This window comes from Streptomyces sp. NPDC101178 (assembly GCF_044767965.1).
In the GTDB taxonomy this organism is placed as follows: Bacteria; Actinomycetota; Actinomycetes; order Streptomycetales; family Streptomycetaceae; genus Streptomyces.
Map to the genome: position 1 here is coordinate 205,298 of NZ_JBIWOZ010000003.1, position 14,998 is coordinate 220,295.

The following is a 14,998-nucleotide window of genomic DNA, read 5'->3' on the forward strand; positions in this document are numbered from 1 at the left end:
GTGGTGAGTTGAGACCTCTTCGAGACATCGGCCATTCAGCAGGCCGCCGACCACCAACACCTGACACACTAAAGACATGCCCATCAACGCCCTTTCTTTACAAGGAATTTGATGGCTAACGATCATGCAAAAACGTGCCTGTCAATGGGTGCATATGCGACCGGACCGACCACCCCTCGGAGCCCTACTATCGGCTCGCCATGACAGCAGCAGGGAAGCACCAGGTGAGCCGGACGGAGACCCCCCGGCGCAGCGGCCGGCCAGGACGGGCGGGGATCCGCGACGTGGCCGCCGCGGCCGGAGTATCGATCACGACCGTCTCCGACGCGCTCAACGGCAAGGGCAGGCTCCCGGACGCCACCCGCAGCCATGTCCGCGAGGTCGCAGAGCGCTTGGGCTACCGCCCTTCCGCAGCGGCCCGAACCCTCCGTACCGGCAAGTCGGGGCTGATCGGCCTGACCGTGACCACGTACGGGGATGAACCTTTCACCTTCACCGAATTCGCGTACTTCGCGGAGATGGCGAGAGCCGCGACCTCGGCGGCGCTCGCCCGGGGCTACGCCCTCGTCATCCTCCCCGCCACCTCCCGGCACGACGTCTGGTCGAACGTCGCGCTCGACGGGACCGTCGTCATCGACCCCTCCGACCAGGACCCGGTCGTCACCGAACTCGTCCGCCAGGGGCTGCCCGTCGTCTCTGACGGCCGCCCGGCCGGCACGCTCCCCGTCACCGCCTGGGTCGACAACGACCACCGGGCCGCCGTGCTCGACCTCCTCGACCACCTCGCCGCCGCCGGAGCGCGCCGCATCGGCCTGCTGACCGGCACCACCACCGACACGTACACCCGGCTCTCCACCACCGCGTACCTCCACTGGTGCGAGCGGGTCGGCCAGGATCCCGTCTACGAGTCCTACCCGGCGCACGACCCCTGCGCGGGCGCGGTCGCCGCCGACCGGCTGCTCGCCCGGCCGGACCGGCCCGACGCCGTCTACGGGCTCTTCGACCCCAACGGCACCGACCTCCTCGCGGCCGCCCGCCGCTACGGACTGCGGGTCCCCGAGGACCTGCTGCTGGTCTGCTGCAGCGAGTCCACCGTGTACGCGGCCACCGAACCGCCCATCACGACGCTCTCGCTGAAGCCCCGGCGCATCGGCACGGCCGTCGTCCAGCTCCTCATCGACGCCATCGAAGGCGTGGAGCACGACGGGCCGGTGGAGCAGGTGATACCGACGGAGCTCATCGTCCGGACCTCCTCGCAACGCCGTCCGCCGCGCACCACGGTCAGTGCGCCCCGCTCTCCGAGCAGGGACTGATCGTCTCTTGAGCAGGGACTGATCGTCTTTTTTCGGACCAATCGGCCGGTGAACCGTACGTGCGCCCGGATTCACCACCCCTGGTGCGTCACACAGATCGATCCGCATTCCTATGATGGGCGCACGACACCGCGGACCCCCTCTACCAGGCAGGGCCCGTCAGGTGTACGGCGGCGCGACGGTGGTGGAGGGGTCGATGACTCAGGGGGCCGGTCAGGAACCCGTGGTGCGGACGGCGACGTTGCGTGACTTCAGAGTTCCGCCGTACGCGCAGACACCCGTACCACCGGCGGCGCCCGGCGCGGCGCCGCACCCGTCCGTGCCCCCGCACGCGCCGGCGCCGACCGAGCCGCACGCCTCCGTGCCTCCGCACGCCCCCGCACCGCCCCACCTGCCGCATCCGGGCAACGCCGCCGTCGGCGACGAGCCGCCGGAGGGGTACACCCCCACCGAGCGCGACCTCCCCGTCATCAACCGTGGCGACACCGTCAAGATGGAGACCGTCCCCGAGCCCCGCCCCGTCACCGGGGAAGGGCTAGGCCCGCTCTTCGTCGTCGGCGACGTCCACGGCTACCTCGACGAGCTGGTGGCCGCCCTGGCCGCACAGGGCCTCATCGACGCCGACGGCAACTGGGCCGCGGGCAACGCCCGGCTCTGGTTCCTGGGCGATTTCACCGACCGGGGACCCGACGGCATCGGCGTCATCGACCTCGTCATGCGGCTCTCCGCAGAGGCGGCGGCGGCCGGCGGCTACTGCAAGGCCCTGATGGGCAATCACGAGCTGCTGCTGATCGGCGCCAAGCGGTTCTCCGACACTCCCGTCAACTCCGGTGCGGGCACCGCCACCTTCCAGGCCGCCTGGCTGCTCAACGGCGGCCAGAAGAGCGACATGGACCGCCTCCAGGACGTGCACCTGCAGTGGATGTCCCGGCTCGACGCGGTCGTCGAGGAGGACGGACATCTGCTGATGCACTCCGACACGACGGCCTACCTCGACTACGGCACCACCATCGACGCCGTCAACGACACCATCACCGACATCCTCACGCGCAACGACGCCGACGAGTGCTGGGACCTCTTCCGCAAGCTCACCAAGCGGTTCGCCTTCCGCGACGAGGGCGGCGCCGAAGCGGTGCGCGAGCTGCTGACGACGTACGGCGGACAGCGCGTCGTCCACGGTCACAGCCCGATCCCGTATCTCCTGGGCGAAGTCGGCACGGAGGACGGCGAGGACGGTTCGGGGCCGGTGGTGAACGGCCCGCACGTCTACGCGGACGGGCTCGCCATCGCCATGGACGGCGGAGTGACCATGGCCGGAAAGCTCCTGGTCGTCCAACTCCCCCTGCATGACTGAGCTCTGACCGGGAAGACGCTCCTGGACAGGACCGCGCCGATCATCGGGCCTATTTCCGGAAACACCCTGTCACCGCGCGCCGTGAGCGCTCTACCATCGGCTCATCAGTAGCAGGCTCTCCTCCGTTTCCGCCCGACCGCCCGGCCAACGCGGGCTGCCGGGCCCGACGGAGCATCGGGGGATGCAGATGACAAGCGCTCCGCACCTGCAAGCCGAGGACGGTCCCGAGTACGCCCGGATCCTCGGCGACGCGCTGCGTCACGCCCACGAACGCCCGGACCTGGAAGGCGTCGGCGACCGGCTCAACACCGAGCAGCTGCGCACGATGGCGCTCAACGCCACGGCGCTGATCACCGCGGCAGCGGCCACCGAGTACGAGCACTACGTGAAGGCCCGGGCCGAGCTGCGCGCGGCCAGCGCGGCCGTACCGGAGGGCGAGCCGTACGGAGACACATCCTCGGCCACCGGGCCGGGCGCCGGCATAGGAGCGGTCCTCACGGTCCTGACGCCGCTCCTCGCGGGCGCCGCCGCCGTGATCTTCCTGCTCGTCGGCTATCTGATGAGGGCCCTCAGCCCGTCCGTCGGCTTCGGCACCACCATGATCGCGGCCGGGTGGTTCTTCGCGGCCCTCGCCGCCGCGGCCATCCTGGTCGCCGCCGTGGGGCTGCTCGTCACGGCCCTGCGCAACGGTTCGACCTCGCTCGCCGCCGAGGACGAGGAGGACGAACTGCCGGAAGAGGTCGCCCGGGCCCGGGAGGCCTGGCGCCACGCGCTGCTGGAGCGCGGCATCCTGCCGTTCCTGCGGGACGCCCTGGCCGACCCGACCGCGGGCCCCGCCGCACGGACCCCGCACCGCTCACCGAACCGGATCCCGAAGGTCGGCTACAGCAGGCCGGACTTCTCCGGTCCGGAGGACGGCCCGTCGGCCGGCCCCCGGCCGACCTTCACGAGCCCCGACTTCACCAGCCCGGACTTCGGCGGACCGGACCACCGGCCGGAGTAGGACCCGCGGGTCACGGGAAACGCCACAGGCCGGGGCGGCGAGTGCCGCGCCCGGCCTGTGCGACGCTCCGGCAGGGCCGGAGCGGTGGATCAGACAGCCTGCGGAGCCAGCTTCGGGTTGGCGCCGTGCTGGTTCTGCTCCGGCTTGCCCTCCGAGGCGAGGAAGACCAGCAGGATGATGCCGCCGACCAGCGGAACGGCCGCGATCAGGAACCACCAGCCGGAGCGGCCGGTGTCGTGCAGGCGGCGCACCAGCACGGCGAGCGACGGGACGATCGTCGCGAGGGCGTAGATGAAGTACGGGAGCATCGTGTCGATCGCCAGGCCGAGGCCGTACAGGACGGCCGCGACGATCAGGTGGACGAGCGTGAACATCCAGTACTCCTTGCGGCGCGCGCGCCCGCTGAAGCCTGCGTAGTTCTTGAGTACGGCCAGGTACCAATTCACTGTGTTCCCTCCCCAGGCCCCCGTGCGAGGGCCACCAAATTTCAGCCAAGCAAGCCGGAAAGTAAGCCACAGATAAGGAACGGGTCAAGCCCAGTTGACGCAGCTGCGAAACGTACATCCACCTGCCACACGACTGTGTCCATACTGTCGCTTAACACGTGCCGTAATCAGGCCAGATGGTGACCAAAGCAGCAAGTAGCCCATAGGTGAAGAGCCTTGGCGTCACGTCACCGGTCACCCGGCCGTACGCAAGCCGTCCCCGACGCCGGACGGGGCGTCGGGGACGGAGAGGCGGACCGCGGTCCCAGGGTGTGTCCTAGTCGGCGATCGGCAGGTAGACCCGGTTGCCGGCGGCCGCGAACTCCTTCGACTTCTCGGCCATGCCCTCCTCGATCTCCTCCTGCGAACCGCCGTGCTGACGCCGGATGTCCTGGGAGATCTTCATCGAGCAGAACTTCGGCCCGCACATCGAGCAGAAGTGCGCCGTCTTCGCCGGCTCGGCGGGCAGCGTCTCGTCGTGGAACTCCCGGGCCGTGTCCGGGTCGAGGGCCAGGTTGAACTGGTCCTCCCACCGGAACTCGAACCGCGCGTCGGAGAGCGCGTCGTCCCACTCCTGCGCGCCCGGGTGGCCCTTGGCGAGGTCGGCCGCGTGGGCGGCGATCTTGTAGGTGATGACGCCGGTCTTCACGTCGTCCCGGTTCGGCAGGCCCAGGTGCTCCTTGGGCGTGACGTAACAGAGCATCGCGGTGCCCCACCAGGCGATCATCGCGGCGCCGATGCCCGAGGTGATGTGGTCGTAGGCGGGCGCGACATCCGTGGTCAGCGGGCCGAGCGTGTAGAACGGCGCCTCCTCGCAGATCTCCTGCTGGAGGTCGATGTTCTCCTTGATCTTGTGCATCGGGACGTGCCCGGGGCCCTCGATCATCGTCTGCACGCCGTGCCGCTTGGCGATGGTGTTCAGCTCACCCAGCGTGCGCAGCTCGGCGAACTGCGCCTCGTCGTTGGCGTCCGCGATCGACCCGGGGCGCAGTCCGTCACCGAGGGAGTAGGTGACGTCGTATGTCGCGAGGATCTCGCAGAGCTCTTCGAAGTGCTCGTAGAGGAACGACTCCTTGTGGTGCGCCAGGCACCAGGCCGCCATGATCGAGCCGCCGCGCGAGACGATGCCGGTCTTACGGCGGGCCGTCAGCGGGACGTACGGCAGGCGCACTCCGGCGTGCACCGTCATGTAGTCCACGCCCTGCTCGGCCTGTTCGATGACGGTGTCCTTGTAGATCTCCCACGTCAGCTCCTCGGCTCGGCCGTCCACCTTCTCCAACGCCTGGTAGAGCGGCACCGTTCCGATCGGTACGGGGGAGTTGCGCAGCACCCACTCGCGGGTGGTGTGGATGTTGCGGCCGGTGGACAGGTCCATGACCGTGTCGGCGCCCCACCTGGTCGCCCAGGTCATCTTGTCCACCTCCTCCTCGATGGAGGAGGTGACGGCCGAGTTGCCGATGTTGGCGTTGACCTTCACCAGGAACCGCTTGCCGATGATCATCGGCTCGGTCTCCGGGTGGTTGACGTTGGCCGGCAGCACCGCCCGGCCCGCCGCGATCTCCTCGCGTACGGTCTCGGCCCCGACGTTCTCCCGGATCGCGACGTACTCCATCTCCGGCGTGATCTCCCCGCGCCGGGCGTACGCGAGCTGGGTGACGGGCCGTCCGTCGCGGCTGCGGCGCGGCTGGCGCGGACGGCCGGGGAAGACCGCGTCCAGGTTGCGCAGTCCGCCGCGTGGCGAGGTGTGCTTGAGACCGTCGTCCTCGGGGCGGACCGGGCGGCCCGCGTACTCCTCGGTGTCGCCGCGGGCGATGATCCAGTTCTCCCGCAGGGGCGCGAGGCCCCGGCGGACGTCGGTGTCGATCCCGGGATCGGTGTACGGCCCCGACGTGTCGTACAGCGTCACGTCCTTGCCGTTGGTGAGGTGCACCTGCCGGACCGGCACCCGGAGGTCCGGGCGCGAACCCTGGACGTACCCCTTGTGCCAGCCGATGGACTTCCCGCCCTCGCCGTTCGGAGCGCCGTCCGGCGTCCCGTCGTTCTGTTTCGAGGCAGGCGTGCGTGCGTCCGCTGTGGTCATGAGACCTACTCCCTACGCCGGCATTACCCGGTAACAGGTTCGGCGGTCGGCGCAGCGTGTCCCGTACGGATCTACGGCGGTCAGCGCCCTCTCAGCCCGGTGCTCCGAGCTCCCGCGTGTGCAAAGGTGCCTCCACGCTAGCGTCCTTTCCGGCGAGCTGACCAGAGGGCCCTCCTGTTCTTGCGATGATCGCCCCGTGACCTCCCCCCAAAGCGACCCCGCACCCCAGCCGCCGCCCCAGGGCCACAGCCACGGCCACACGCACAGCCACGGACCCGCCGCACCGGTCTCCAAGCACCTGCGCAAGGTCATCGCCGCCGTCCTGATCCCGTTCGCCACGGCGGTCGTCGTCGGCCTGATCGCGTTCTGGCCCGGCGGCGTCCCCGACCACGAGCGCACCGGCGTCGGATTCGACCGGCAGACCCAGGACGGCAAGGTCGTCCAGGTCGTCAAGGTCGACTGCGCCGACGTCAACGCCGCACAGGTCCCGCCGACCGGTGACACCTCCACGCCCTCGGGCCGCGAGGCGGTCGCCGGGCAGGAGGGGGAGTGCGCGAAGGCGACCGTCGAGGTGACCAGCGGCGACGACAAGGGCCGCAGGTTCGTCGAGGTGGTCCAGCCGGACGCCCCGCGTCAACTGCGCGAGGGCCAGGGCGTGGTGGTGGCGTACGCCCCCGACGCGCCGCCCGACCTCCAGTACAGCGTGACCGATGTGAACCGGAAGATCCCCATGACGCTGCTGGCCGCGATCTTCGCGCTGGCGGTGGTCGCGGTGGGCCGGCTGCGCGGGGTGATGGCGCTGGTGGCGCTGGCCGTCTCGTTCGCCGTACTGACCCTGTTCATCCTGCCGGCGATCCTCCAGGGCTCGAATCCGCTGGTGGTGGCGGTGATCGGGGCCAGCGCCATCATGCTGGCGGCGCTCTACATGTGCCACGGGGTGACGGCCCGGACCTCCGTCGCCGTCGTCGGCACGCTGATCTCCCTGCTGCTGATCGGCCTGCTCGGGTCCCTTTTCATCGGCTGGGCGGACCTGAGCGGCAACACCGACGACAACACCGGCCTCATCCACGGCCTCTACCCGGACATCGACATGAGCGGTCTGCTGCTGGCCGGTGTCATCATCGGATCGCTCGGTGTGCTCGACGATGTGACGGTCACCCAGACCTCCGCCGTCTGGGAACTGCACCAGGCGGACCCGCGGATGGGTTGGCGCGGGCTGTACCGGGCAGGTATCCGGATCGGACGGGACCACATCGCCTCGGTCGTGAACACCCTGGTGCTGGCGTACGCGGGCGCGGCGCTGCCGCTGCTGCTGCTCTTCTCCATCGCCCAGAGCAGCGTGGGCACGGTGGCCAACAGCGAGCTGGTCGCCGAGGAGATCGTCCGGACGCTGGTCGGCTCGATCGGTCTGGTCGCCTCGGTGCCGGTGACGACGGTGCTCGCCGCGCTGGTGGTCTCCGCGGACCGCCCGGGCGCCTCCCTCTCCTCGTCGACGGCCGCCGCCCCCGCACGGACCGGCAGGGGCCGCCGCCGTAAGGCGTGAGAAACATGAGGCGGGGAGGTACGTGCGGTGCGGCTCAGCCGGCGTTCTGCTCCTCCGCGAGGATGCGGCCGAGCGCCTCCTCCAGGTTCCCGTCGAAGTCACCCAGCGTGTGCTCCTGGCCGAGGGGCACCAGCTTGTCGGTTCTGTCGAGGAAGGCGACGAGCGGTGCCGTACCGGCCCGGAACAACGCGCGGTCCGCGCCGACCTGAAGGCGGATGTGCACATCGCCGAGGCCCTCGGGTTCGGTCGGCCCGATGTGCACATCACCGTCGCCGCTCGGGCTGTTGAGCCCGTCCAGCAGCAGCTCACGGCCGAACGCCCAGGTCACCGGGGCATCGCCGGGCAGATGGAACGTCATCCGGATGGCATAGGGATCAGCCACCTCGTACCGGAGCTCCACCGGAATACGGAACGAGAGCTCCTCGGAGACGAGGAAGCTCATCATGACCTCTGCTTGAACCGACTCGCGCATCGCTCAACCCCGCAGTAGATGAAACTGGCCAGGAATGATCCCCTATGGCCCTATTGACGCCATCGTGGTGCACGCGATAGCAGATCACAAGGAGTGATTTTTCAGATACTGATAGAGAACACGAACGAACGCAAGAGGCTCGCCACTTCGCCACGTAGCTGTTCGACTGCGGGCAGCAACCGTTCTTCACGGTCCAGGGGTACGGAAATGGCCATCGCCGCAATGGTGGCACCGGCTGTGACGGGAATGGCGGCGCAGACGGTGCCCAGTGCGTACTCCTGGCGTTCGATGACCGGTTCACCCCGTCGCAGCGTTCGGAGACGTTCCAGAAGTGCCGCGCGATCTCGCACTGAGTAACGGGTAAGGGGCCGTACGGGGTGCCGGTCGAGGTGGTCCTCGCGGTCCTTCTCGTCGAGCTGGCCGAGAAGGCACTGCCCGATCGCGTGCGCGTGCCCGGTCTCCCGGAAGGAGGCCCACTCGTCGACCGCCGGGGCGTCGGGGGCGTCCGCGACCGCGATCAGCTCGATCTCACCGTCGCGGTAGACCGCGCAGTACACCGGGACCCCGATGGCGTCCCGCCAGTGCGCGAGGGAGTCGGTGACGGAGACGGGCCGGCTCCTGGAGCCCCGGGCCGCGGTCAGGTTCTCGGCGGCCGCGCCGAAGAGGAACACGCCGTTCTCCCGGCGGAGATAGCCCTCATGGGTCAGCGTGCGCAGCAGGTGGTACGCCGTCGGCAGCGGTAGCCCGGCCTCCCGCGCGAGTTGCTTGGCGGGCGCCCCGTCCCGATGGGTGCCCACAGCCTCCAGCAGCCTCAACGCCCGCTGAACCGAACCGATCAACGTCGGGACAGCGGTGCTCGATGCCGTGGTCAAAGGTCACCCCCAGGCATGGTGACGGGCCGTCGGCCCTCCCGTGGGGGCCGCCCCCACGGGCCTGCCGCACCCACGACCGGACTGTCGTTCAAACCACTGGTCACTCGGTCGGTTCGGTGACAGAAGGTCACATTCCAGATGGCGGCGGCAGCGTTACGTCACTGTATCGGCCGCCCTCTGAAGGGAGGAGTTTTCCCAGGGGACTTAGCTCAGCTGGGCTAATCCGCAGGCCTGTGCGCACCCCCGATCCCGCACGGGCCCACGGCAGCCTTCCTACCAGTCACCACGCGAGGACGAGGAGGACATGAACTTGCGTACGACGAAGACCAGACCGCCGACCAGCACGACGAAGACCAGCACCTTGAAGAGCAGGCCGATCACGAAGCCGATCACACTGGCGATCAGACCGCCGAACACGAAGATCGCGATGACCGGCACCGCGATCCACTTCACCCACCAGGGCATCCCCGCGTATATCTCCCGCACGGCCATGACCATCTACCTCGTCTCTCTGGGTTGCTGCCTCGATGCTAAGCGCGCGAGGAGCCCCGACGAGGGCTCCGCAGCCCTTGAAGACCCCTGATCGAACCCCTAGGGAACCCGGGGCCCGGGGACCTCCGGCGGGGAGGTCTCAGCCCTCCGGAGGCGAGAAGACGACCATCACCCGCAGGTCCTCGGTGATGTGGTGGAACTTGTGGGCCTCTCCGGCCGGCACATAGACGACGCTCCCCCGGCCGACCTGGGTCGTCTCCGTCCCGACCGTGATCGACGCACGGCCGCTGACGACGAAGTACACCTCGTCCTGCTGGTGCGGCTGCTGCGGATCGAGTTCGCCCGCGTCGAGGGCGTACAGGCCGACGGACATGTTCCGCTCCCGCACGAACTGCAGATACGCGCCGTCGTTGGCGGCCCGTTCCGCCTCCAGCTCGTCCAGTCTGAATGCCTTCATGGCCCGTCCGCCCCTTGTGACCTGTGCCGTCGGCCCTTGTGACCTGTGCCGTCGGTTCGCGTGCGCTGTCGGTGTCCACCACCGATCATGTCTGCCACGATCAGACACATGAAGAATTTCGTAGTCAAGACGATCGCCAACGCGGGTGCGCTGGCCGTGGCCATCTGGCTGATCGGGGACATCACGCTGGAGGGCGGTTCCACCGGCCGCAAGGTCCTCACCCTGATCCTGGTCGCGCTGATCTTTGGTGTGGTGAACTTCCTGGTCAAGCCGGTGGTCCAGCTGCTGACCTTCCCCTTGTTCATCCTGACGCTCGGACTGATCACCCTGGTGGTCAACGCGCTGATGCTGCTGCTGACCTCCTGGCTGGCCGGGGTCTTCGATCTCAGCTTCCATGTCGAGGGCTTCTGGACAGCGGTCCTCGGCGCCCTGATCATCTCGGTCGTCTCCTGGGCCCTCAACATGGTCCTGCCGGACGAGGACTGATTTCCCGGCCCTCCGGGGCCGCCCGACCACTTGACTACGGAGCAGCATGAGCAGCATGGGCGACGGAACGCGCGCGGTACGCGCCGGACTTCCCGAACCGGAGCAGTACGAGCCGACCCTGCCCGGGCCGGTCTTCGCCGCGCACTTCCACCTCTCCGGCGAGCCGGTGGGCCCCTACACCTACGGCCGGGACACCAATCCGACGTGGACCCATCTGGAACGGGCCATCGGCGAGCTGGAGGCGCCCGGCGAGGACGTGAGCACGACGGTGTTCGCCTCCGGCATGGCGGCGATCACCGCGGTACTGCTCTCGCAGGTGCGCACCGGCGACACCGTGGTGCTGCCGGACGACGGCTACCAGGCGCTGCCGCTCGTACGGGAGCAGCTGACGGCCTTCGGCGTCGAGGTCAAGACCGCGCCGACCGGCGGCGATGCCCAGCTGGCGCTGCTGGAGGGCGCGAAGCTGCTGTGGATCGAGAGCCCGTCCAACCCGGGCCTGGACGTCTGCGACATCCGCCGGCTCGTGGCCGCCGCGCATGAGGCGGGTGCGCTGGTCGCCGTCGACAACACCCTGGCCACTCCGATCGGCCAGCGTCCGCTGGAGCTCGGCGCGGACTTCTCGGTCGCCAGCGACACCAAGGGCATGACCGGGCACGGCGACATCCTGTTGGGCCATGTCACCTGCCGTGATCCCGGCCTGACCGCCGACGTACGGCGCTGGCGCAAGGTCGTCGGCGCGATCCCCGGTCCGATGGAGGCCTGGCTCGCCCACCGCTCGCTCTCCACGCTCCAGCTGCGCATCGAGCGGCAGTGCAGCACGGCGCTGGCCCTCGCCGAGGCGCTGTCCAAGCGGGCCGAGGTCACGGGGCTGCGGTATCCGGGGCTGCCGACGGACCCGTCGTACGGGATCGCCGTGCGCCAGATGCGGCGCTTCGGTTCGGTGGTGTCGTTCGAGCTGGCCGACCGGGAGACGGCGGAGCACTTCCTCTCGGCGCTGCGGCTGGTCGACGACGCGACGAGTTTCGGGGGCGTACGGTCCACCGCGGAGCGCCGGGGCCGCTGGGGCGGCGACGCCGTGCCGGAGGGCTTCATCCGCTTCTCGGTCGGCGCGGAGGACCCGGAGGACCTGCTGGCGGACGTGGCGCGGGCGCTGGACGAGGCGGCCCGGTAGGCCGGGGGAGTTTCAGACGGCTCCGCACGGGCCACTCTCTTGCCATGACCGAACGTCCTGTGGTCAAGCGCACCGCACGCGCCATCCTGCTCGACGGCGACGACCTCGTCCTGATCAAGCGCACGAAGCCGGGGGTCGATCCGTACTGGCTCACGCCCGGCGGCGGGGTCGAGCCGGAGGACACCACCGTCGTCGAGGCCCTGCACCGCGAGGTCGACGAGGAACTCGGCGCCAAGATCACCGATGTGGTGCCCTGCTTCGTCGACACCGTCGAGCACATCGCGGACGGCGGGGTCACGGGCGTGAAGGTCCAGCACTTCTTCGTCTGCCGGCTCGCGTCGATGGACGTGAGCCGGCGGCACGGCCCGGAGATCGACGAGCCCTGCGGGGAGTACGAGATCGTCCGGGTGCCGTTCAGCCGGGTCGGGATCGCCGCCGTCCACCTCGTACCGCTCTCGCTGCGCCACTATCTGGACGGCAACATCGAAGGCGTACGGGCGATGCACGCGCCTGACCTCAGCTGACGGTCCCTGGCCTCCACACGCGTCCGCCGTCATGTTTCACGTGAAACATGACGGCGGAAGCTTCGGTTCTCGGCCAGTTCCGGGAAACCGGTGGACGGGCGATCATCGCGTCGGACAGCCTGACCCCATGCACAGCCCATCACCCCTGCCCCTCGTCGACCTGCCCGTACGGCGCCTCACCCGGGGAGATCTGGCCGCCTGCGCCGACCTCTCCGAGGAACGCGGCTGGCCGCGTGACGAACACCGATGGGGGCTGCTGCTCTCCGCGGGCACGGGGTACGGGATCGCGGAGCCGGACGGGAAGGGCCTGGTCGCGGCCTGTGTGGTGACGTCGTACGGGCCCCGCCTGGCCACCGTCGGGATGCTGCTCGTCGCCGGACGCCACACCCGCCAGGGGGTCGCCCGACGCCTCATGCGCCATGTCATGGAGGAGACCGGGTCCACTCCGCTCGCGCTGTACGCCACGCCTCAGGGAGAGCGGCTCTACGAGGAGCTCGGCTTCGCCCACGTCGGCCGGAGCGAGCGGGTGCTCGGCCGGTTCCGGGCGGAGGACCGGCCCCCGGCCGTCACCACGCGCGCGGCCGCAGCGGACGATCTCCAGGCGATGGTCCGCCTCGACCTGCCGGTCTTCGGGGTCGACCGTACGCACATCATCGCCCGGCTCCCGGCCTTCTCCGACCGGCTCCAGGTCGCGGAGGAGAACGGCGAGCTGACCGGTTACGCGGCGCTCTGGCCGAGTGGCGACGTCCACGCCGTCGGCCCGCTCATCGCGCGCGACACGGCGACCGCCAAGGCCCTCGTCACCGCGCTGGCCGCCACGACGGACCGGCCGCTGCGGGCCGATGTCGACGCGCGCCACGAGGAGCTGCTCGGCTGGCTGGTGGAGCGCGGCCTCGAACCGGGTTCCCGTACCGCGGTGATGACGTACGGCATCGCGGACCTCCCGGGCGACGCGGCCCGCAGGTTCGCCCCGCTCACCATCGCGACGGGCTGACGCCCCCCGCCCGGGTGCTCGGCCTCAGACGAGGGAGTCCGCGGCGGCGGACGCGAACCCGTGGTCCTGCTCCGGCGCTCCTCCGCCGACGCCGAGGGCGCCGATCAGCCGGCCGCCGCGGTGCAGGGGGATGCCTCCGGCGATGAAGAGCAGCGGGCGGTCCAGCGCGGTCGGCAGGGTGTGGAAGAGCCCGCCGGGCTGGACGGCGTCGGCCAGGTCCGCGGTCGGGGCGTCGAGCTGCAGTGCGGTGAACGCCTTGCGGGTGCTGGTCTCCCCGGCGATGAGCACCGCCCGGTCGTCCCGTCGGAAGGCCAGGAGGTGGCCGCCCGCGTCCACGACGCTCACGGCGACGGCGACCCCGGCCGCCTCGGCGGCGCTACGGGCGGCGGTGACGAGAGCCTCGGCGTCCTGGATGGTCAGCGGGGCGACAGCGGTGGTGATGGTCATGGAACTGCTCCTGATCATTGTGCGGTGCGGTGAGGAGGGGTCTGGGGCGGGGCTCAGTGCCTTGCCGGGGCGGTGACGGGCTCGGGGCTGCTCTCGGCGACGATCCGGCCTCCGGCGTCGGAGGTACGGCGCTCCAGCAGGCTGGAGACCACGGCCAGCACCAGGGCTGAGGCGGCGAGGGCGGCGCCGACCCAGTTGGGGGCGGTGTAGCCGAGGCCGGCGGCGATCACGAGGCCGCCGAGCCAGGCGGAGAGGGCGTTGCCGAGATTGAAGGCGCCGATGTTGACCGCGGAGGCCAGGGTGGGAGCGCCGGCGGCCTGGTCGAGGACCCGCTTCTGCAGCGGAGGGACGGTCGCGAAGCCCAGAGCGCCGATGAGGACGATGGTGACGGCCGCGGCGGCCTTGTTGTGGGCGGTCACGGTGAAGAGGCCGAGGACCAGGGCGAGCGCGCCGAGGGAGACGTACAGCATCGGCATCAGATGGCGGTCGGCGAACCGTCCGCCGACCAGGTTGCCGCCCACCATGCCGAGGCCGAAGAGGACCAGCAGCCAGGTGACGGAGGAGGCCGAGTAGCCGGCGATCTCGGTCATCATCGGCGTGATGTAGGTGATCGCTGCGAAGACTCCGCCGAAGCCCAGGACGGTCATGGCCATCGCGAGGAGGACCTGGACGTTGCGGAACGCGGCCAGTTCGTGACGGATGCGTACGCCTTCGGCCTTGGGCTGCTCGGGGACGAGCTTCGCCACTCCGAGGAGCCCGATCACGCCGAGGAGCGCCACGATGACGAAGGTGGTCCGCCAGCCCGCGGACTGCCCGATGTAGGTGCCGAGCGGGACGCCGACGACATTGGCGACCGTGAGCCCGGTGAACATCATGGCGATGGCGCCCGCCTTCTTCTGCGGGGCGACGAGATCGGCCGCGACCACCGAGCCGATGCCGAAGAAGGCACCGTGCGCGAGGGAGGCGATGACCCGGCCGGCGAGCATGACGCCGAAGACGGGAGCGAGGGCGGATACGAGGTTGCCCACGATGAAGAGGCCCATCAGGAGCATCAGCATCCGTTTACGGGTGACCCGGGTGCCCAGGAGCGTCATCAGCGGGGCACCGAGGACGACCCCCAGCGCGTAGCCGGTCACCAGGAAGCCTGCGGTGGGGATCGAGACCTGGAAGTCCGCGGCGACCTCGGGGAGCAGCCCCATGATCACGAACTCGGTCGTTCCGATCCCGAATGCCCCGATGGCCAGGGCCAGGAGCGCGAGCGGCATGGGTTCCACCTTCTCTGAAGATTGCGTCTGCGCCTTACGA

Annotated in this window: 16 protein-coding genes and 1 riboswitch; of the genes, 8 read left to right on the top strand and 8 right to left on the bottom strand. The window is 69.9% G+C overall.

The window, feature by feature from the left end; translation table 11 throughout:
• The first annotated feature begins 200 nt into the window (after positions 1-200).
• From ACIRR8_RS09415 to ACIRR8_RS09425, 3 genes are all read left to right on the top strand, one after another.
• Entirely contained in the window at positions 201-1,313 is a 1,113-nt protein-coding gene (locus tag ACIRR8_RS09415; protein ID WP_076967683.1) for a LacI family DNA-binding transcriptional regulator, read from the top strand.
• A gap of 196 nt (positions 1,314-1,509) precedes the next feature.
• Positions 1,510-2,667: a metallophosphoesterase gene (locus tag ACIRR8_RS09420; protein WP_404061163.1), complete on the top strand. Its 1,158-nt coding sequence runs from the start codon at positions 1,510-1,512 to the stop codon at positions 2,665-2,667.
• Positions 2,668-2,848: 181 nt separating this feature from the next.
• The gene (locus ACIRR8_RS09425; RefSeq protein ID WP_404061166.1) at positions 2,849-3,670 is read left to right on the top strand and encodes a hypothetical protein; all 822 of its coding nucleotides are present in this window, start codon (positions 2,849-2,851) and stop codon (positions 3,668-3,670) included.
• An 89-nt stretch (positions 3,671-3,759) separates the two neighbouring features.
• Here ACIRR8_RS09425 and ACIRR8_RS09430 read toward each other — a convergent pair whose 3' ends face one another.
• Entirely contained in the window at positions 3,760-4,116 is a 357-nt protein-coding gene (locus ACIRR8_RS09430) for a DUF805 domain-containing protein (RefSeq protein WP_404061169.1), read from the bottom strand.
• 316 nt (positions 4,117-4,432) lie between these two features.
• Positions 4,433-6,235: a phosphomethylpyrimidine synthase ThiC gene (gene thiC / locus ACIRR8_RS09435; RefSeq protein WP_404061172.1), complete on the bottom strand. Its 1,803-nt coding sequence runs from the start codon at positions 6,233-6,235 to the stop codon at positions 4,433-4,435.
• A riboswitch (TPP riboswitch) is annotated at positions 6,228-6,361 on the bottom strand. (Overlaps the previous gene by 8 nt.)
• A gap of 70 nt (positions 6,362-6,431) precedes the next feature.
• Between thiC and ACIRR8_RS09440 the strand changes: the two genes are divergently transcribed.
• Positions 6,432-7,778, top strand: a complete 1,347-nt coding sequence (locus ACIRR8_RS09440) for a YibE/F family protein (protein WP_404061175.1) — start codon at positions 6,432-6,434, stop codon at positions 7,776-7,778.
• Positions 7,779-7,812: 34 nt separating this feature from the next.
• Here ACIRR8_RS09440 and ACIRR8_RS09445 read toward each other — a convergent pair whose 3' ends face one another.
• The 4 genes from ACIRR8_RS09445 to ACIRR8_RS09460 all read right to left on the bottom strand — a co-directional run bounded on the left by ACIRR8_RS09445 (position 7,813) and on the right by ACIRR8_RS09460 (position 10,071).
• Positions 7,813-8,250, bottom strand: coding sequence for an SsgA family sporulation/cell division regulator (locus ACIRR8_RS09445; RefSeq protein ID WP_015609883.1), 438 nt, complete (start codon positions 8,248-8,250; stop codon positions 7,813-7,815).
• Positions 8,251-8,351: 101 nt separating this feature from the next.
• Positions 8,352-9,122 (bottom strand): IclR family transcriptional regulator, encoded by a 771-nt coding sequence (locus ACIRR8_RS09450; RefSeq protein WP_404061178.1) that lies wholly within the window; start codon positions 9,120-9,122, stop codon positions 8,352-8,354.
• Positions 9,123-9,395: 273 nt separating this feature from the next.
• The gene (locus ACIRR8_RS09455) at positions 9,396-9,608 is read right to left on the bottom strand and encodes a DUF5326 family protein (RefSeq protein ID WP_356756025.1); all 213 of its coding nucleotides are present in this window, start codon (positions 9,606-9,608) and stop codon (positions 9,396-9,398) included.
• A gap of 145 nt (positions 9,609-9,753) precedes the next feature.
• On the bottom strand, positions 9,754-10,071 hold the full coding sequence (locus ACIRR8_RS09460; RefSeq protein WP_404061181.1) for a cupin domain-containing protein: 318 nt from the start codon (positions 10,069-10,071) through the stop codon (positions 9,754-9,756).
• A gap of 108 nt (positions 10,072-10,179) precedes the next feature.
• On the opposite strand from ACIRR8_RS09460, the gene ACIRR8_RS09465 reads away from it, so the two are divergent.
• The 4 genes from ACIRR8_RS09465 to ACIRR8_RS09480 all read left to right on the top strand — a co-directional run bounded on the left by ACIRR8_RS09465 (position 10,180) and on the right by ACIRR8_RS09480 (position 13,246).
• Complete coding sequence (locus ACIRR8_RS09465) at positions 10,180-10,557, top strand: phage holin family protein (protein WP_404061183.1); 378 nt, start codon at positions 10,180-10,182, stop codon at positions 10,555-10,557.
• 46 nt (positions 10,558-10,603) lie between these two features.
• On the top strand, positions 10,604-11,728 hold the full coding sequence (locus tag ACIRR8_RS09470; RefSeq protein ID WP_404061185.1) for a cystathionine gamma-lyase: 1,125 nt from the start codon (positions 10,604-10,606) through the stop codon (positions 11,726-11,728).
• Positions 11,729-11,772: 44 nt separating this feature from the next.
• Positions 11,773-12,252: an NUDIX domain-containing protein gene (locus ACIRR8_RS09475; protein WP_404061187.1), complete on the top strand. Its 480-nt coding sequence runs from the start codon at positions 11,773-11,775 to the stop codon at positions 12,250-12,252.
• A gap of 127 nt (positions 12,253-12,379) precedes the next feature.
• A complete protein-coding gene (locus tag ACIRR8_RS09480; protein ID WP_404061190.1) occupies positions 12,380-13,246 on the top strand; it encodes a GNAT family N-acetyltransferase in 867 nt (288 codons plus the stop codon).
• A gap of 24 nt (positions 13,247-13,270) precedes the next feature.
• Here ACIRR8_RS09480 and ACIRR8_RS09485 read toward each other — a convergent pair whose 3' ends face one another.
• Positions 13,271-13,693, bottom strand: a complete 423-nt coding sequence (locus tag ACIRR8_RS09485; RefSeq protein WP_404061193.1) for a heme-binding protein — start codon at positions 13,691-13,693, stop codon at positions 13,271-13,273.
• 53 nt (positions 13,694-13,746) lie between these two features.
• Positions 13,747-14,958 carry an MFS transporter gene (locus tag ACIRR8_RS09490; protein WP_404061196.1) on the bottom strand — a complete coding sequence of 404 codons (1,212 nt, stop codon included), beginning with the start codon at positions 14,956-14,958 and terminating at the stop codon, positions 13,747-13,749.
• Positions 14,959-14,998: the final 40 nt, after the last annotated feature.